This is a genomic window from Bdellovibrionales bacterium (genome assembly GCA_016714165.1).
Classification (GTDB): Bacteria; Bdellovibrionota; Bdellovibrionia; order Bdellovibrionales; family UBA1609; genus JADJVA01.
Genome location: JADJNU010000001.1, coordinates 316,766 through 335,024 on the forward strand (window position 1 = coordinate 316,766; position 18,259 = coordinate 335,024).

Annotated in this window: 17 protein-coding genes; 9 read left to right on the top strand and 8 right to left on the bottom strand. The window is 45.6% G+C overall.

The features are described from left to right. Positions 1-7: 7 nt before the first annotated feature. From IPJ71_01420 to IPJ71_01430, 3 genes are all read left to right on the top strand, one after another. The gene (locus tag IPJ71_01420) at positions 8-1,468 is read left to right on the top strand and encodes a DUF1552 domain-containing protein (protein ID MBK7842345.1); all 1,461 of its coding nucleotides are present in this window, start codon (positions 8-10) and stop codon (positions 1,466-1,468) included. Continuing rightward, positions 1,468-2,199, top strand: a complete 732-nt coding sequence (locus IPJ71_01425) for a hypothetical protein (GenBank protein ID MBK7842346.1) — start codon at positions 1,468-1,470, stop codon at positions 2,197-2,199. The genes IPJ71_01420 and IPJ71_01425 overlap by 1 nt, the downstream gene beginning before the upstream one ends. 69 nt (positions 2,200-2,268) lie before the next feature. Then, a complete protein-coding gene (locus tag IPJ71_01430) occupies positions 2,269-3,849 on the top strand; it encodes an NAD(P)/FAD-dependent oxidoreductase (protein ID MBK7842347.1) in 1,581 nt (526 codons plus the stop codon). Between the two features lie 71 nt (positions 3,850-3,920). On the opposite strand, the gene htpX is transcribed toward IPJ71_01430, so the two are convergent. From htpX to IPJ71_01445, 3 genes are all read right to left on the bottom strand, one after another. Next, entirely contained in the window at positions 3,921-4,838 is a 918-nt protein-coding gene (gene htpX / locus IPJ71_01435) for a protease HtpX (GenBank protein MBK7842348.1), read from the bottom strand. 117 nt (positions 4,839-4,955) lie between these two features. Further along, positions 4,956-5,549 carry a hypothetical protein gene (locus IPJ71_01440; protein MBK7842349.1) on the bottom strand — a complete coding sequence of 198 codons (594 nt, stop codon included), beginning with the start codon at positions 5,547-5,549 and terminating at the stop codon, positions 4,956-4,958. After that, the gene (locus tag IPJ71_01445) at positions 5,543-6,367 is read right to left on the bottom strand and encodes a hypothetical protein (protein ID MBK7842350.1); all 825 of its coding nucleotides are present in this window, start codon (positions 6,365-6,367) and stop codon (positions 5,543-5,545) included. Before IPJ71_01445 ends, IPJ71_01440 begins: the two co-directional genes overlap by 7 nt. A 276-nt stretch (positions 6,368-6,643) precedes the next feature. Between IPJ71_01445 and IPJ71_01450 the strand changes: the two genes are divergently transcribed. Beyond that, positions 6,644-8,026, top strand: coding sequence for a hypothetical protein (locus IPJ71_01450; protein ID MBK7842351.1), 1,383 nt, complete (start codon positions 6,644-6,646; stop codon positions 8,024-8,026). 55 nt (positions 8,027-8,081) lie between these two features. Here IPJ71_01450 and nirJ read toward each other — a convergent pair whose 3' ends face one another. From nirJ to IPJ71_01470, 4 genes are read right to left on the bottom strand one after another with little or no spacing between them, the layout of a single operon-like run. After that, on the bottom strand, positions 8,082-9,248 hold the full coding sequence (nirJ, locus tag IPJ71_01455; protein MBK7842352.1) for a heme d1 biosynthesis radical SAM protein NirJ: 1,167 nt from the start codon (positions 9,246-9,248) through the stop codon (positions 8,082-8,084). Then, positions 9,248-9,736, bottom strand: coding sequence for an Lrp/AsnC family transcriptional regulator (locus IPJ71_01460; protein ID MBK7842353.1), 489 nt, complete (start codon positions 9,734-9,736; stop codon positions 9,248-9,250). The genes nirJ and IPJ71_01460 overlap by 1 nt, the downstream gene beginning before the upstream one ends. Beyond that, positions 9,736-10,650 carry a hypothetical protein gene (locus tag IPJ71_01465; protein MBK7842354.1) on the bottom strand — a complete coding sequence of 305 codons (915 nt, stop codon included), beginning with the start codon at positions 10,648-10,650 and terminating at the stop codon, positions 9,736-9,738. Before IPJ71_01465 ends, IPJ71_01460 begins: the two co-directional genes overlap by 1 nt. Continuing rightward, positions 10,647-11,138, bottom strand: coding sequence for an Lrp/AsnC family transcriptional regulator (locus IPJ71_01470; GenBank protein ID MBK7842355.1), 492 nt, complete (start codon positions 11,136-11,138; stop codon positions 10,647-10,649). The genes IPJ71_01465 and IPJ71_01470 overlap by 4 nt, the downstream gene beginning before the upstream one ends. 137 nt (positions 11,139-11,275) lie before the next feature. Between IPJ71_01470 and IPJ71_01475 the strand changes: the two genes are divergently transcribed. After that, entirely contained in the window at positions 11,276-11,905 is a 630-nt protein-coding gene (locus IPJ71_01475) for a bifunctional precorrin-2 dehydrogenase/sirohydrochlorin ferrochelatase (protein ID MBK7842356.1), read from the top strand. Here the strand turns inward: IPJ71_01475 and cobA are convergent. After that, a complete protein-coding gene (gene cobA / locus IPJ71_01480) occupies positions 11,799-12,602 on the bottom strand; it encodes a uroporphyrinogen-III C-methyltransferase (GenBank protein MBK7842357.1) in 804 nt (267 codons plus the stop codon). The genes IPJ71_01475 and cobA overlap by 107 nt on opposite strands. Before the next feature lie 488 nt (positions 12,603-13,090). On the opposite strand from cobA, the gene IPJ71_01485 reads away from it, so the two are divergent. From IPJ71_01485 to IPJ71_01500, 4 genes are all read left to right on the top strand, one after another. Then, on the top strand, positions 13,091-15,007 hold the full coding sequence (locus tag IPJ71_01485; protein ID MBK7842358.1) for a c-type cytochrome: 1,917 nt from the start codon (positions 13,091-13,093) through the stop codon (positions 15,005-15,007). 94 nt (positions 15,008-15,101) lie between these two features. Beyond that, a complete protein-coding gene (locus IPJ71_01490) occupies positions 15,102-15,416 on the top strand; it encodes a cytochrome c (protein ID MBK7842359.1) in 315 nt (104 codons plus the stop codon). Continuing rightward, complete coding sequence (locus tag IPJ71_01495) at positions 15,413-16,579, top strand: protein nirF (protein MBK7842360.1); 1,167 nt, start codon at positions 15,413-15,415, stop codon at positions 16,577-16,579. Before IPJ71_01490 ends, IPJ71_01495 begins: the two co-directional genes overlap by 4 nt. Then, positions 16,576-18,228, top strand: a complete 1,653-nt coding sequence (locus IPJ71_01500) for a c-type cytochrome (protein MBK7842361.1) — start codon at positions 16,576-16,578, stop codon at positions 18,226-18,228. Before IPJ71_01495 ends, IPJ71_01500 begins: the two co-directional genes overlap by 4 nt. Positions 18,229-18,259 lie beyond the last annotated feature (31 nt).

Consider the following 18,259-nt stretch of genomic DNA (forward strand, 5'->3'; position numbering starts at 1 on the left):
AATCAATATGAGCACAGAGAGAAAATTATCTCGCAAAGAGTTTATGTTGTGGATGTTAAAAAGCGCGGGGTATGCTTATTGTTTGCCCCATGTCCTTGATTTAACGAAAGCTTTCGCTGCGGGCGGATCTCATCAATATTTTATTGGAGTGATGGCTCACACACTGGCACTCAATAAAACCGTAAAAGATACCAGTGATTTGCATGGAGGTTTTTTCAACGGCTACGGAAATTGGATTTTCAATGGTTATGGAAGTCTGAGCGGACTTGATTCAATTAAAGCCAATGTATTTGTGCCCAGGGGTCTCACCTATAGGATGGAGGCCGGAACTGAGGCGGTTGGACACTTTCAAGCCCAGGGGGGTTTTTTGACGGGCTTTCCGTCACGAGGAGCTTCGGATTATGATCTCCTTGTAGGGGACAACAATACCACTGCGGCCCCTGACGGCACAAAGTCCATTGATTGGCTGATTGCAGAAAGTGCCGGCCAGACGCCCTTAGCCGTTGGGTATAATCACAGGGCTGGGTTTAATGGGGCTGAAGCGCCTCATTTTTTTAATGCAATTTCCTGGAGAGATCCAAGAAATGCTCATTATCCAACTTTTGATTCCGGAGCACTTCTTAAGCAATTAACCGCTCGCGCGCGGTGCGAGACTTATAATTCGGACCCCAAGGTCATTGAAGCACAAATTAAACAAGCCAATGAAAAAATCATTCTTATGGATCGTGTCAAGGACCGATACTCTCAACATTTTAAGCTCAACAGGAGATATGCCGGAGCTTATGATCGGTATATCGAGGATTTTAAATCCGAAATATCCAAACTGAACAAGGATCTCGAGGGTTTGCAGAGCGGTTTGAACTATCAAAATAGCAAGCCGGCTCTATGTGATTGGTCAGGTCCCACAGTGACCACCGCAAACCCCTCCACCAGTGATCGAACAGTTTACGAGCAAAAGGTTCAAGGATTGAATACTTTGTTGGCTCTATCATTTAAAGCTGGATTGACTAATTCGGCAACCATGTCTCTTTGCCTAGAAGTCAATCATGGAAATCAACACTATATTACGAGCCAAGATGTTGGAAGAGACGGCCAAACTCTCCAAGATATCGTCAATCACGGCAATGGGCTAAGAGACTATATGGATTCCGTAACAAAAAATATCGTGCACTTGGTAAATGAACTTAAAAAATATGGCATTTTTGAAAAAACCTTGATCTTGGTTGGAGGCGAGCAGAACGATGGAAACACGCACACAGCCTCAGAAGCGCCAGTTTTTGTTATTGATGGAAGCAATTCTTCTTGGAATGGAAAAGACGTTGGTGTTCTTGCGGGAGGACAGACTGCGCCTGAAGATAAACCCTATTCCTCTTTGTTAGTTGATGTTTTGAATAAGTTTGGAATTTCTAGGTCAAGCTTCGGATCACCAAAGAACATTAAGGGAATTGGGAGAGGTGGGATTTTTTGATGGATCAACCATTGAAAATCAGTAAGCTTATCTTTCTGTTTTCTTGCGTCTTTTTTATTTTAAATTTTCAAAATTGCGGATCGGTTCATGAAGGTAACCAGATAAATTCAAATGTTCTTGAACAAAATAGCACCGGCCAATCTCCATCTGCTCGAAAAATCTGGCAAATGAATCGTGTACTATCGAGTGAACTCCCAATCGTTGTTTACGTAAATCCTCAGATTTTCCCTCCAGAATCAGTTTACGTGTGGATTCATAAGTTTGCCGGGATCATCTCCGGTTGTGGGCAAAAGAATTACCAAGATCATAATAATGCAATTGAACTCATTTGTCCTTCTGAAGGGCTTCTAGAAGTCGAGCTCTATATCACCAACTCTTTAGGTGAAGTCATTCTTATGACCTCTAGATTGACTGTCAGCAGAAAGGATTCCTTTTCATCAAATGAACTTGAACCCCTCTTTAATGGAATTGAAAATTTGGTCGTTGATATTGATGGAAAATCGGGTGGACTTGCGAATTCATCGGACGGCTCCTCTCTCCGGAGCGAGGCGACCGCTCTCTATGGGACCAGTTGTAAGACCTGTCATGGCTCACTTGAAGCTTCTAATGTGAGGGGAAAAAGATTGAATGATCTCAATCGAGCAATTGGCCAGATTACTGAAATGAAAACGTTTCAGCGTCTTTCAGATAGAGAAAGGAAAGGCTTAGTTGAGGTTTTGGGGGGTAGCTAAGCGCTTCTTTCGGTGGTACCTTTGAGGACAATTCAGTCCTAATTTTATTCTTAGAGGGGAAAGGGTGATATGGCGGAGGCAAAGTCCGGAAAAGAAGATTATTTTGACGTCATTGTTGTTGGCTCAGGCATGGGAGGGCTTACTTGCGCAAGTCTCCTAACTCAGTTTTATGGAAAGAAAGTGTTGATCTTGGAGAGTCATTCTAAGATTGGAGGCTATACTCATTCATTTTCAAGATCCGTTCGTGACACCCGCGTTTCTTGGGATGTTGGACTTCATTATGTCGGGCAAATGGGTGAGAAGAGTTCTTTGCAGAAAGTAATGAATCGAGTCACTGGTGGCAAGGTGCAATGGAAAAAGCTTTCGGATCCCCACCAATGGTTTATATATCCTGGTCTGAAGATTGCGGTACCCTCATCGTCTGACCAATTTAAATCTCAGTTGGTGGAATTGTTCCCCTCCGAAGCCGATAAAATAAGTACATACTTTGTGGATGTTTACCGCGCAACAAAATGGGCCAACTTTTTTCATATGGCCAAACGGTTTCCTCGTGCTCTTCAGTTGGTTTTACAATACCTTCTTTTTTGGGGTTATCATTTGGCGTTTGGAAAAACCTCAGAATATTTTGGAAAGAGAAAGTTTTCCAAGGAGCTGAGAGCCGTTCTTGATTCTCAATGGGGCGATTATGGCCTGCCTTCGGGTCAAAGTCCATTTTTTATGAATGCTCTTGTTTTTACTCACTATCTAAACGGAGCTTATTACCCTGTTGGTTCTTCCCAGGCGATTCCTCAGGCCGTAGCGAGCATTGTAAAGGGAGGAGGGGGAGATGTTCGTGTTCGCCATGAAGTCAAAGATCTTCTTCTTGATGGAGATCGAGTGATAGGCGTTAAAGCCTTGAATCTTTTTACAAATGAACTTATCGAAGCTCGATCCTCAGTTGTGATCTCTAACATAGGTTTGATCAATACATATCAAAAATTAATCCCAGAACTTTACGCGAGTTCTACCCTCGATAGGATTTCAGAATTGCCTGAGCCCTGTTCAGGTGTTTGTCTTTTTCTGACTCTCAAGGAGCCACCCAGCAAACTGGGAATTCAGGATCAAATCTTTTGGCTATTTGATTCTTATGATCACGACAAAACTTGGGCGTCACGGGCAGATATTTTGAATCATTCTCCCTCAATGGTATTTCTTTCTTTTTCAGCAAATGTCGATTTAGGTGGAAAGGTTCCAACGGCCCAAATTTTGACCTTTTCGGACCCATCCCTATTTAAGAAATGGGAGGATTTGCCTCTCAAAAATCGTGGTGCTGAATATGAAAGTTTAAAAGAGCAGATTTCGCTTCGACTGCTTGAATTTGTGGAAAAAAGTCTTCCTGGTTTCAAATCCTTAGTGGATTTTTACGAATTGGCGACCCCGCTCACTTTTAAGTCTTATAGCAAACATCCTCAAGGTGCGATCTACGGCATTCCCCTTTCTGTCAATAGGTTTGAGAATCCTTGGATTTCAGCAAAAACGCCGTTAAAGGGATTGTACCTCACCGGGGCTGATATTGCTGGGCCAGGAATTGCGGGAGCTATGATGGGAGGCGTTTTGACTCTCTCTGAGATCGTCGGCCTCTCCGTTCTCGGAAAGGCCTTCCAAAAATAGTGGCCCTGTGATTGGTTTCTTTATTAGTGAAGAAGCAGACCTACGCCTGGTCTTCGCTTGGCGGCCTCATCCTACCCAGTGACACTGGAACGCTGAAGTCTTTCGATTCTTTCCTCGAGTGGAGGGTGAGTTGAAAAGAAGCGCATGATTCCGCCTGGACGACTCGAAATTTTAAGTGCCTGGATAGCAGGGCGGGTGTTGGGGTCGACGTCATCAAAAGTGCGCTTAAGGCCTTCAAGCGCTTGAATCATGTTTCCGCGTCCAGCCAATCGCGCTCCGCCTGAATCTGCACGGTACTCCCTGTATCTAGAAAACCAAGCAACAACCATAGACCCAAGAACCATAAAAACCATTTCGAGTGCAAATTGGACAAGGTAATAGGACATGGGTGTCCCCCCTTGACGATCATCGCTGTCTTGTCCGCGCGCCATTGTGAGTGCATAAGCAATCACGCGAGCCAAGAACATGACAAAGGCGTTCACAATACCTTGGATGAGTGTCATGGTGACCATGTCTCCGTTGGCGATGTGGGCCACTTCATGGCCGAGGACTCCTTTGACTTCATTTCTCTTCATGCGGTGAAGGAGACCACTGGATACCGCAACCAATGAGCGGGATTTACTCGGACCAGTGGCAAAGGCATTGACTTCGGGGGAGTCATATACCCCAACTTCTGGCATGACCGGAAGGCTGGCTGCCCTGGAAAGCTCATGAACCATTTGGACCAAATCTCGAAGTTCAGAATCTCGAGTATCAGGTGGAATGACCTTAACTCCCATCATCCACTTGGCCATGATTCTAGAAAGAGCGAGGGATATAAAAGCTCCGCCCATACCCCAGATCAGGCAAAATGCCAAGAGAGATTCGTAATCGAGTCCCCTGGCCGTGAGATAGGGTTTTACGCCAAGCACGTTCAGAACAATAGAGATCGTGAAGATCACCAGGGCATTGACTGCCATAAAAAGAGCAATTCGTTTAAACCAAGCCATAAGCACCTCCCATAGGCCGCGATGGCGTACTATACCAAACTTTTCTTAAGTGGTGCACATAAAATTTAAAAGGCCGACTCCAGCTGGGGGGATTCTCAGCTCTTGGCTCGGCCCGCCTTATTGAAGTTGCTGAAGATATTCGGAAACTTTCTTCCAGGCCACTTCCCAAAAGCTTGTATCAAATTTCTCAGGCGGGAAGTTCCCCAGAACAAAATCCACAAAATCAGTCATGCCCTCTGGTGCACCCGTACCAATTGCCAGACGGTGATAGGAGAGTCCTTCGCGCACGATCCTTTCAATATCCACTTTGAGTGCTTGGTACTCCGTATCTAAGTCCTTCTTCAATGTCGCCATTTTGCTTTCAATGTCCTGTATACGGGTTTGAAGAGCTGCCAATCTCTCACCAATTTCTGGTCTGGTTTCTTCAGAACTTTCGGCGGAGCGCTGTTGTAATTCTGCTCTTTCGCGTTTTAGAACTTTGAGTTCAGCTCCGCCTCCAAGTTCTAATAGAATTTTCGTGGTATCAGTTTGAACGAGTCTCTTGAGGAAATTTTGAATCGGAATGAGTATTGTATTCAAATTTCTAAACGCTGTCGTGCCTTCTCGTAGCGAGGCCATCTGTTTGAGCTTAAGATTCATTTCAACGAGATTGGGATTGGCGAAATTAAAATACGGACCAAAAGTTTTGTCTTCTCTTATTCGATCTAACACCTTCGAGATAATTCCGAATGAGAGTGCCCTGTTAACAGAAAATATGGCATTATTTCCCTTGGATCTTGAGGGCCTGCATAAAACGAGAGGGAGCCTTCCGTCTCTCGAAGATCGTCGTGTACCAGTAAAACCTGGCTAATCGGTACACCCGTCACGTCAAGCACAGGGGCAACGACGTCGCCGATCTCATTGTAATCTCCTATGGGGCGCAAGATTGCGATTCTCTGTGCGTGCGGTAAAGCGAGAATGAATATCTCCATTTGAGGTGTGCGGAAAGTTCCTGGTTCAGAAAAAAGCCATCGTTCTCCGGATCTAGCCGAACGATCATCATAGATGATATTCAGTCTTTCGAAAACCCGATATCTCTCGTTTACTCGGCTCTGAGAGTTTTGGGTGGCTCCGACGGCGCCAGCGTGCTCGATGAGGTAGTCACCAAAATGAAATCCAAGATTGTGGCGGGTGTTTTCATAGAGGGTATTTCCGGCAAGGACAATAATTCGAAGATTTGGATCCCCCCGCAAGCTGTCGAAAAGGATGCTTGGAAGTTCAATCTTTCTTTCCTCTTTATTCCAATCAATTGTGAAACTCCACATGCCCGAATCCAACTGCACAGGAGGAGTCACAGCCAAATGAACGTAAAATCCTGACTTTTCCCCAGAATACTGGGTGGCTTTTCGCACGAGATCGTGACAAGAAAGACGGCCAGAATTTTCACTGACCTGATCAGCCGCGAGGACGCCCGAATTAAATGAAAGGAAGAATACAGCTGCAAGCAAAGGCTTAAGAACCAGAGACACGACAAAAAGACATGGTTTCACTTTTTCTCCTTGGTCGCCATTTCACGCCCTTGCTGTTTTGATTTTGAATGGCGAATCATGAATCATGTTGTTAACATTGAAAAGGCTCTTCTGTAATTGCGATCTGCCAGCGATGGAAAAAATCTCATTTTAGAATGAAAAATAGACAAAAAATGTTAACCTCGCCAAAATCAAAATCCCGAAATTATCTTTCCTTGACGTGCGCATGGCAAAGCCTTAACTAGACCGGATATTTTACTGAAGCATTACCAACGGAATTCCAAAGGGAGCTTTGTTATGCAGGTTTTTTTGATTATTTTCGTGGGTTTTTTCTCTTGGGCTGCCAGCGCGGATTTCATCGACTCCCTTAAAGAATACCGAACATATTATTTAGTCGAGAGTATCCCGCCTCATGTAGAAAAATTGATGGTTGTCCTCACGCAAGGAGACATGAGACGTGAGGGGGTTCTGCGTGGAGTCCTCAGCGAGTTGAATTTGGATGGGCCTTTCGAATGGGAAAGCGATGTTGTTTATACCGAGGGCCACATTCCTTCTGCTCCTCCTGCTCCTCAGTTGCTTCTGCCCGATTCAATCGAGAAATCGAATTTGGCTCGTTTGGAGAAGCTGAATCGTTTGCGGGAACGTATGGAAGAGCTGTATCCGGGTTGGGTTGTTCAGGTTGGGTATTCCAAACGGGCGAGCCGCTTTAGGTTGATTGAGTTAGTTCCTGTGGGATATGACTTTAGCGGAAAATCGAATCGAAGGGTGGTATACTACCATTCAGTTTTCTTCACGCGCAACAATGATGGTGCTCTTGAATTCCTCGAGGGTGCGAACGATGCCCGATATGGAGATCTAAACGATTTCTTAACTCGAACAAATCGCAAGGAGATTTCGGTCCTTCGATTTTCTTTACCTCCCGAGTTAGAGGGGTCGTCGCTGCTTTCGCATGTGAAGTTGGGCAGTAGGATTATCAGTCAGCCATATGAAAATTTTTTATTTCAATTGAGCCAAGCAATAAGTGAATCAATGGCAGCAGACTGGCCTGAATCACATCGAGAGGCCGTTTTGAGATATCATTTCAAACGCCATGGTGAGAGCCGTCTGCCTCCCGGTTTGAAACAGTACTTTAATCTTCCTGTGACACTTTCTGGACCCAGTGCCAGTGACCCAGGTCAGCCAAATAGTGAGGAAGTTGTAAATTTTCGGATTCCAACCAAGGAAGCCTTAGAGGGCAAGCTTGATATTTCCTTAGTATCTGAATCGCTTGGACTCGATCTTCGACTCAAGGGTGGGATCGCAGGGAGAAGGATGGCCGGTCCGCAGCAGTCGCTTGAGTTGACTATTGAACGACGAAGTCAGGTTTCGGAGATGGACCCTCCTTTCGAATTCAAACTGAATCTTTTGGCCAAGGCTAATAATGTTGTGACGAATGAAACGGGAGAGGTTGCTATTTTAGGCCCTGTGGCAGTTTCATCTGGAGGTGTTTCTGCTATTTCTGGTTATGCATTGCCATATTCCATCAACCAAGAGGCAGTCGTAGGTTCTTGGGTGAAATACACCATTCCTGATACTCTCCTTCCAGATCCTCTTACGGGGTCTCAAAATGTGGCGGCGGCAGCAGAAGGGGAAGTTAGTCATCGCTCCTGTCGCAGTCTAGCCAGCGGATATCCACAATAGGCACCTTGAAGAACAGAGTTTCAGGAAATATTTGATTCGGTGGGACTTGGCCTTGTTAAAGAGACAGAATCTTCTTCTCTTCTGTGAGGCCAAGTTCGTTGTCATCGAGGTAACAGCCGGGGTCCTCGGCCCAGGCGTCTTTGTGGACTTGATATGCGCGAACCCTGGTGTTTCCATTGCAAACGTCAAAGAAAGAGCACTGCCCACAGCGACCGCTGATCTGTCTTTGCTCGGCCTTGAGGCCCTTCATCAGTGGATCAGAGAGATCGGTCCAAATTTGCGAAAAAGGACGCTCTCGAATATTGCCCAAAGTGTAGTCCCACCAGAAGGAGTCAGGATGGACATTGCCGAGATTGTCGATATTGGCGATATTCACTCCTGATGAGTTGCCACCCCATTGGGCGAGCTTGGCTCGAATGTGGTTTTCCATCTCTGGAAAATTATTGCGAACCCAAAACAACAGGTAGACACCATCGGCATCGTTATTGCCAGTCACAAATTCTCGTTCGTCCTCGCGCTGTGCAGATTGCCAAGCCTCTTTAAACAAGAGATCCAATGCCCATTTTGTTATTTCAAAGTGGGCATCCCGCCCACGATTCAATTTTCCTCGACCTGAGTAATTGAGGTGGGACAGATAAAATTTATCAATGTGCTCAGCTTTTTGAAACTCCAGCAAAGCGGGCAAATCTTGAGCGTTCTCTTGGGTGAGAGTAAACCGAATACCGACTTTAAGATTTTTTGATTTGCACACGCGAATGCCTTCGAGTGCGGCTTGAAAGGATCCGGTCTTTCTTCGAAAGCGATCATGAGTCTCGCCGATTCCATCGAGGCTAATGCCTACATAGTTAAAATTGAGCGCGGCGATTTTATCAATATTGGAGGAGTCGATGAAAGTGCCATTGGTAGACAGTCCAACGTAAAAGCCCATTTTTTTTGCGCGCGCCGAAATATCATAGATGTCGGGACGCAAAAGAGGTTCGCCGCCCGAAAGGATCAGGACGGGCACTCGGAAAAACTTGAGATCATCCATGACAGAGAATACTTCTTGCGTGTTGAGCTCACCCGAATAGTCACGGTCAGTGGAGTTTGTGTAACAGTGCAGACAGGCAAGATTGCAGCGGCGAATGAGATTCCAGATGACAACGGGCCCGGGAGGGTTTCTTTTCGGTCTTACTGGAGTGGGAGACTTGATTTCGTTCATGAATTGGCTGATACGAAACATCAGATTTCCTTTCGGCTGCGAAAGCCCGTCTTTTTTAGTATTTCAGAACTAAATAGAATATCATAGCCGTTGAGTGAAGGTTTGAGAATTGAAAGAATTTTTTCAGCATGAGTTTGAACTTCCAGCTTATTCCTTCCGTGCACCATTGCGAACAGATTGTAGGGCCAATCGGGCAAATGGCGCGGTCTTTTGTAGCAGTGGCTCACGCAATCCAGCGATCCCACTCGCTTTCCCAATTCAGAAATCTTGTCGTCATGAACATCCCAGACGGTCATGCCGTTTGAAACGAAGCCAAGTTTGTAATGATTTGGAACGGCCGCGATTCGTCGGATGACCCCTGCTTCTTTCATTTGTCGAAACCGCGAAATGACCTCTTCTTCTGAAGCTCCGACCTCTGAGGCGATGGCTGCAAAGGGTCTTACAGTCAGTGGCAATCCGCGTTCGGTGCACTTGATGATTTTGTTATCCAATTCAGTGAGCTTGAACATCATAATTTAAACCTTAAATCCAGAAAATATTCTTCGAGTTTTGGCATCGCAAATGTTTTCAAACCCGTTTCAGATTCGATAGTTTTAAGAACTTCTTCCGTGGCCCTTTTTGAGTCCGTTGCCGTGACAAACCACATGTTGAGGGCATGTTCTCGTCGGTAATTGTGAGCCACCTCGACGTGGGCATTGACGAGCTTTGTGACTTCTTCAAACTGAGCTTCCGGAACCTTCATGGCGACCAAAGTGAATTCTCCGCCAAATTTTTCAACATTGAACATGGGACCGAATCTTGTCAGAGAGCCGTCGAGAAGTTTCTTTTCAATGATAGAAAGAAGTTCGCTTTCAGACAAATTGAAATCATTGGCGAGCTGAAGAAATGGACTCTCCTCTATCGAAAGCCCATCTTGTAGTTTGTTGAGGAGAGAAGATTCTTGGTCCTTAGTGAGCGGCATATATTTGGCACCTCTCTGTTTAAAGGTCTTTGTGCTGAACAGTATCTTGCTTGCGATGTCGCCTAAACGTAGTTCATTTTTGATGATACGGTACTGAGACAAAACCATATCCTGGTCTTGTCCATGGATCATGCAGTAGAGATTGTAGGGCCAAGCAGGCAGGGAGCGCTTTCGCCGATAACAGAGTGTAACGAACTCGTAGGATTTCATTTTTTTTCCAATTTCACTTACTTTTGTGTCTGGCACATCCCAGACGCACATGGCATTGGACTCAAAGCCAATGGCCTTGTGGTTCACGACGACTCCGAATCGTCGAATGGAGTTTTGTGATTCAAGGTCTTGAATTACGGCCAGAACTTCACTGACCGTCGCGTTGCAGTCTGCGGCAATAGTTTTGAAAGGTTCTGGGTCTATGGGGATTCCAGATTCGAGACGTTGGAGGATTCGATCCATTTTGTTCACTCTGATCTCCCCTTGAGCCAGTGGGCTAAATCAAAGCCCAAATCAATGCGATACTCCTCTAGTAGCCTCAAATCATGGACGGGGATTTGCGTTCTCAATTCGATCTCCCTTAAGACTTCGAGAAGCTTCGCTTCATTTTGTGCAGTCACGACAAACCATAAATTCATTTTGTCTGAGCGCTCATAATTGTGATTCACTTCTTGAAATCCGCTGACAAAATGGGCCAGACTTTCAAGTTTGTCTGGATCAATCATCATTGCGGCGAGAGTGCTAGTTCCTAGCGCATGTGGGCGAAACACAGGACCAATTCGGCTGATGGCCCCTTTCCTTTTGAGGTATTGTAGCTCCGAGATGACAAGTTCTTCGGTGACGCCAAGCTCACTCGCAATTTTCAAATATGGTCTTTCGCAAATTGGAAATCCTCTTTGATACTGATCCAATAGCTGAATTTGAAGGGGAGTCCATTTTGTTGGGACGGATGAATTCATGCAATCGCTCGCTTCACTTTTAAGTCCTCTCACAATTTAGCTCTCACGCATACATATTAAGTTAAGTCTCACACAGACATACTACACAAATACATATATTGATTGCATTCAATAGATCCGTAAAATATGTGTAGGCAATGTCATATTTTCCTCTTTTTATTGATCTTTCAACAAAACGAATCTTGATCGTAGGTGCGGGTATTGTTGCGACCCGAAAACTTGAAAAGCTAAATCCCTTCGCTCCGAAACTTAAAATTGTGGCCAAGGAGTTTTGTCCCGACTTCGAAAATGAACTTGCCCTGTGCCTCAAAGAACCAGAGGTATTTCGACGTGAGTTTCTGGTCACAGACATTGAGGGGATCGATATCGTCATTGTTGCGGCCGATGACCTCAGTCTGCAAAAGCAAATATTCGATATCTGTAGCAAACGCAATATCCCATGCAACAGTGTGGACAGTCCGGCCTTTTGCAGTTTTATTTTTCCCTCTTTAATCCTCAGAGGAGACATGACTATTGGCCTCACAACAGGTGGTAAGGCACCGGGTTTGGCGGTACAAATTCGCAAGCGCCTGGAGGCGGTTTTGCCTGAAGATCTCGAGTCCATGATCAAAACTGTGAGCTCCTTTCGAGAAAAGCAAAAAGTATCGGGTCCCTCCACATTTATCGAGCGAGCTCAACAGGTTTCTCAATTGGTCCAGACCCTATTGACGAAGAGGGACGGAGAAAAGAAGAGTTGGAATCATGAGGCAGAAACCAAGATAGATTGAGGTCGGCAACGCCTCCGACGATCATAACGGCAGGAGATTTGATATTAGGAGGTCTGTCTCGAACCTCGCCCAGAGTCGATCTTGTGACTCGCTGGTTTTTGGTTGTTCCAGATTCTACGAAGGCAACGGGTTCATCTGATTGTCGTCCTGATTTGATTAATTGAGAAGCAATGGCTGCACGGTTGCCGACGGCCATCAGAAATACCAAGGTATCAATTCCACCGAGAGAACTCCAACGAATGGATGATGTTTCCTTTGTGGGATCCTCGTGTCCTGTGATGACCGCAAAGGAAGATGCCAGCTCGCGGTGAGTCACAGGTATTCCAGCATAGGCGGCCGCGGCGATGGAACTGCTGATTCCGGGGACGATTTCAAATGATATGCCAGCCTCGACCAAAGATTGAGCCTCCTCAGCACCTCTGCCGAAGACAAAGGGATCGCCCCCTTTGAGGCGGACTATATATTTGTGGGTTCGAGAGTATTGAATCAAGGTTCTATTGATATCTGACTGCGACATCTCGTGTTTCCCACATTCCTTTCCAACGTAGACAAGCTGAGTCTCGGTCGGAGCGATACTCAGAATCTCCTTGTTGACCAGGTTGTCGTAGAGAATGACCTGTGCCGAACGAAGACGTCGGTATGCCTTGATGGTCAACAGCTCGATGTCACCTGGACCTGCCCCGACAATCGATACCAGGTGCGGAGAACCGGAGGCTCCTTGTGAAGGATTTAGATCGCAAATATTTTGAATCGTCACAGTTTGCCTTTCTTTTACCTTATCGTCTCAACCTATTTAGATTTGCCAATTATGTAAACACCCTGGATCAAAAAAATATAGCGGGCATTCTTGAACAAAGTGAAAATCGAGTCGGCCTTTTCGGTTTGCCGACTTTTCTTTAAAGCGATGGACCAGGCTGAGTTGCTGCAGATAACTGAGGCATAATGCCCCAAATGATTTCAATAGAAAATTAGAAATTGGAGAAAACGGCAAAGCCATTTATTCTTGGCGGAACACTCGTTTAGTGAGAGATTATTGAAATAATAAAATTTCAGCAGCAATGCAAAGATCAAAATTCTAAGTTTAGAGCTCAGAATTTAAGCAAGGGAGTAAGATTTATGAACAGCAATCGTTTCTACACCATCATCCTGTCGCTTGCGGCGGTGACCTTTAGCTCATCGAAATCGATGGGTGCGGGTGATTCTAAAGCGGGAAAAGAAAGAGCGAACTCCTGTGTTGCCTGTCACGGTGTTGCGGGCAATAGCGTGAACCCACTCTATCCATCGTTGGCCGGTCAATCAGAGGCCTACCTCGTCAAGCAACTTAAAGCCTTCAAGTCGGGCGATCGGAAGGATCCCGTGATGTCCGCAATGGCGACTCCCTTGTCAGACAAAGATGTCGAAAATCTAGCGGCTTATTACTCGACCTCCAAATCTGGCGGCAAATCATTGGAAGAATCAAAGGGCGAGAAAGCCAAGACGATGGAGCAGACTGGTCGATATGAGGGAGCCCCATCGGGAATATCTTCGAGTGACATTGTTTACAAGGACGTGCCAAAAGGTATTCAGATTTCAAAAAGCGAATTTGAAAAATCAAACACGATTTACTTTGAGAGATGTGCGGGCTGTCACGGTGTCCTTCGAAAAGGCGCAACGGGCAAGCCGCTGACAACGGACATCACACGTAAGCTGGGAACGGAATATCTGAAGAACTTCATTACTTATGGATCTCCAGCGGGAATGCCGAATTGGGGCACCTCGGGTCAGCTCAGTGATAAAGAGATTGAAATGATGGCCAGATACATTCAAAACGAACCGGCTGTGCCGCCAGAGTGGGGCATGAATGAGCTAAAAGGTTCATGGAAGATGTTGGTTGCTCCAGATAAACGACCAAAGAAAAAGGAAAACAATTTAAATCTTGATAATCTCTTTTCAGTGACCTTGCGCGATTCTGGCGAAGTGGCCTTGATTGACGGTGACAGCAAAAAGATCGTGACGATTATTAAGACTGGTTACGCGGTTCATATATCGAGGATGTCTTCATCCGGTCGATATCTTTTTGTTATTGGCAGAGATGCGAGGCTAAATCTCATCGACCTTTTTATGAAGGTGCCCGAGACCGTTGCTGAAATCAAAATCGGCCTAGAAGCCCGAAGCGTTGAGACCTCAAAATACAAGGGATATGAGGACAAGTATGCTATCGCAGGGAGTTATTGGCCGCCACAGTACGTCATCATGAATGGCGATACGCTGGAGCCAATCAAAGTGGTCTCTACTCGCGGAATGACAACTGGCACTCAGGAGTATCATCCAGAGCCTCGGGTTGCAGCGATCATTGCTTCACATGAGCGACCTGAATTTATCATCAATGTAAAAGAGACCGGCAAAATCATGCTGGTTGACTACACTGATATTGAAAATCTCAAAACGACGGTCGTTGATGCGGCACTTTTCTTACATGATGGAGGATGGGATTCAAGTCATCGTTACTTCATGTCTGCAGCGAATAAATCAAATAAGATTGCCGTCATTGATTCTAAAACAGCGAAACTCGTCAAGCTTGTTGACGTTGGGGCTATTCCTCATCCTGGTCGTGGGGCCAATTTTAAGTTGCCAAAATTAGGGAGAGTATGGGCGACAAGCCATCTTGGCGACGATTCAATCTCTATGATCTCGACTGAGCCAAAAGGTAAAAAAGCTTGGTCCGTGGTGAAAACAGTTAAGGGTCAAGGAGGCGGTTCTCTCTTTATTAAGACTCACCCAAAGTCTAAGAATCTATGGGTGGACACGACTTTGAATCCTGATACGAAAATCAGTCAGAGCGTTGCCGTGCTAGATATTAACAATGTTGACAAGGGTTTTGAGCGTATTCCCATCGCTGAATTGGCGGATCTGGGCGATGGACCGAAGCGAGTGGTTCAACCTGAATATAACAGAGCTGGCGATGAGGTCTGGTTTTCCGTTTGGAATGGAAAAGATCAGAAGTCTGCCATTGTCGTCCTGGATGACAAAACACGTAAAGTGAAGAGCGTTATCAAAGATGCTCGGCTTATAACGCCCACAGGTAAATTCAACGTCTTCAATACTCAACACGACATTTATTGATTTGAGTGGACCTTGTTTTGGCGTTCTTCGAAGGAGAGTTGGATCCTTACCAACTCTCCTTTTCTTTTTGGAATTTCAGAGGTAATAGATTTTTATGTTCAAGTTTCAGGTGTTGTTTCTTTTGTTATTTCAGATTTTAATTGCTCACTCGATTCGCGCAGAGAGGACGGATCTCGAACTCAAACATCTTCTCAAACATGATTGCGGCTCTTGTCATGGGATGACTTTAAAGGGAGGGCTTGGTCCTCCTTTGACAAAGAAAACCATGCTAAGCCGCAACAGAAATGAAATCCAGGCAGTCATTTTGAGCGGAAGACCTGGAACCGCGATGCCACCCTGGAGGAGTCTTGTGACAGAGAGCGAAGCGAACCGTCTGGCCGAAATTCTCATCAAAGGAGATAATGAATGAGAAGTCATATTATCGAATGTCTTTTTGTAAGTTTGCTTTTTTCTTCATGTGCGACACTCAGGGGAACTGGTGATCTCGGCGTCGTTGTTGAACGAGAAGCCGGATCTGTCCAAATCGTTGAAACAACCGAAAGGACAAAACTTGGATTGATTGGAGGACTTGGAGACTTGTCGCACGCTTCGGTGGTCTTTTCCCGAGATGGTCGTTTTGCCTACGTGTTTGGGCGCGATGGGGGACTCACAAAAATTGATCTGCTAAAGACGAAAATAGTGAAGAGGATCCTTCAGTCGGGAAATTCTATCGGTGGAGCCATCTCTCAGGATGGCCGTTACGTTGCGGTGTCCAATTACGAACCTGGCGGCGTAAAGATCTTTCGAAGTGATGATCTGAGATTGGTTGCTGAAATTGAGGCGCGAAATGACGAAGGTAAATTGTCCAAGGTCGTCGGGCTTGTCGATGCACCAGACAATCAATTTGTATTTTCGCTCTTTGAGGCGGGTGAAATCTGGGTCGCTAAAATGACCGATGGAGGCGCTCCTGAGGTCCACAAATTTAAAGATGCCGGGAGAGAGCCGTACGATGGATTTGTAACCCCAGAGGGGCGGTATTATTTGGCCGGCCTTTTTGGCGAAGACGGAATCTCAATGGTGGATCTTTGGGATAAATCAAAAGGTGTAAAGAGGATTTTGCCAAAATACGGAAAAGGGGAGCAAAAGTTACCAGTTTTTAAGATGCCCCATTTTGAAGCATGGGCTGTTTCAGGCAATTTGGCTTTTGTGCCTGGAGTCGGGCACCACGAGGTGGTTGTTGTTGATACCACCAGATGGACAGAAAAGAAGAGAATTCCTCTGAGTGGACAGCCTGTCTTTGCGATGGTCAGTCCCGACGGAAGAAAAGTCTGGGTAAATTTTGCGTTGCCAGACAACGGTAAAGTTCAGATTATTGATGTCTCTACTTTATCAGTTGTTGAAACTCTAAATCCGGGCAAGGCAGTTTTGCACATGGAGTTTACTCCGAAGGGTGAGCAGGTTTGGATTTCTGTGCGTGACGAGAATCGAATTGATGTCTATTCGACTGACAAAGTGAAGAAGCTCAAGTCGCTGACGGTGGATAAGCCGAGCGGCATATTTTTTAGTTCTCGAGCTAATAGGATTGGCCTGTGATAAAGAAACTGTTTTCCACTTTTCATTTTGCCTCTTTATTTGGTTTTGTTTGTTGGTTTGGATTGATTTGTTTGTCTTCGACAAGTTGTCAATCAACGAGAGTTATCGAACCCGAAGAAGCGAAAGAGACAAAAGATGCTGTCGGATCGCCAAATTTCCTGTTGGCTCGTGGGAACTATGTCCAGCATTGCGCCTCTTGCCATGGCGAGAATCGATACGGAATTTCCGGACCCGCTTTGATTCCAGAAGGGCTTAATCGACTTAAAAAGCCCGAGGCCATTACAGCTATTTTGGAGGGACGAAGAGCTACGCAGATGCCTGGCTTTTCTCGATTGTTGTCGCAGGAGCAAATCAAAGATCTGGTTGACTACATTTATAGTCCAGCAACTGATGAAGTGCGCTGGAGTGAAGCATCAATTAAGGCTTCAACCCGCTCTCTCGTTCCCGCTTCGGAATTAAAGGAGAGTCCTCAATTCAAAGCTGATCCTTGGAATCTCTTTTTTGTAGTGACTCATGGTGATCACATGCTGAGTGTGCTGGATGGCGATCGACTGGAAATCCTTGGTTCCTTTCAAATGCGCCCGGGACTTCATGGAGGCATCAAATATTCATCAAACGGACGTTATGCCTATGTGGCTTCACGGGATGGTTGGGTCACAAAGATAGATGTTTATAATTTAAAACCAGTGATGGAAGCGCGGGTTGGAATCAATCTTCGAAATATTGCTATCTCAGATGATGGCAAATACCTGATGGCGGGAAATCAATTGCCAAACACGCTGGTTCTCCTCAGGACATCAGATTTCAGTATCATCAAAACTTGGAACGTAGCAGATCGGCAAGCCACTCCCTCACGCGTGAGCGCCGTCTATGCGGCTAAGCCTCGCCAAAGTTTTGTCATCGCGTTGAGAGATGCCAGTGAGGTTTGGGAAATCAATTATTCCGAAGATCCCCCCGCCGTCCATGAGGGCTTGGTCCACGATTTTCGAACAGATTCAGGTGAACTGGAACAGAAAAGAGAGATGTTCCCACTTCGAAGAATCCCTGTTGACAGGGCCATTGAAGATTTCTTTTTCAACCCAGACTACAGTTATTTGATTGGAACATCTCGAGATGGAGGGAAGGCCCAAATCCTTAATTTGATTGTTGGACGAACCATTAAAACCATCGATATTGAGGGGATGCCCCATCTTGGATCGGGCATAGCCTGGGCCCGCAATAAGACGATTGTCATGGCGGCGCCAAATTTGAAGGCTGGTGAGATCAGCATAATTGACACCAAAACCTGGCAGGTTTTAAAGAAAATTCAAACGGGTGGAGCTGGTTTCTTTCTTCGAAGTCATGAGAAAACAAAGTATGCCTGGGCCGATGCATTTTTGAGCGAGAAGAGAGATGAAATTTATCTCATAAATAAGAACAATCTCAAAGTGGAGAAAATTTTAAAACCCATTCCGGGAAAAACCGCAGCACATGTTGAGTTCACAAAAGATGGTCGCACGGCACTTGTCAGTATCTGGGATGATGAAGGTTATTTGATTGCCTTCGATTCTAAAACGCTCAAAGAGATTAAGCGTATTCCAATGAAGAAACCGTCAGGCAAGTACAATGTCTTCAATAAGACTCATTTGTCGTTGGGGACAAGTCATTGAGTTAGAGACTGACCCACTTGGATGGATTTTG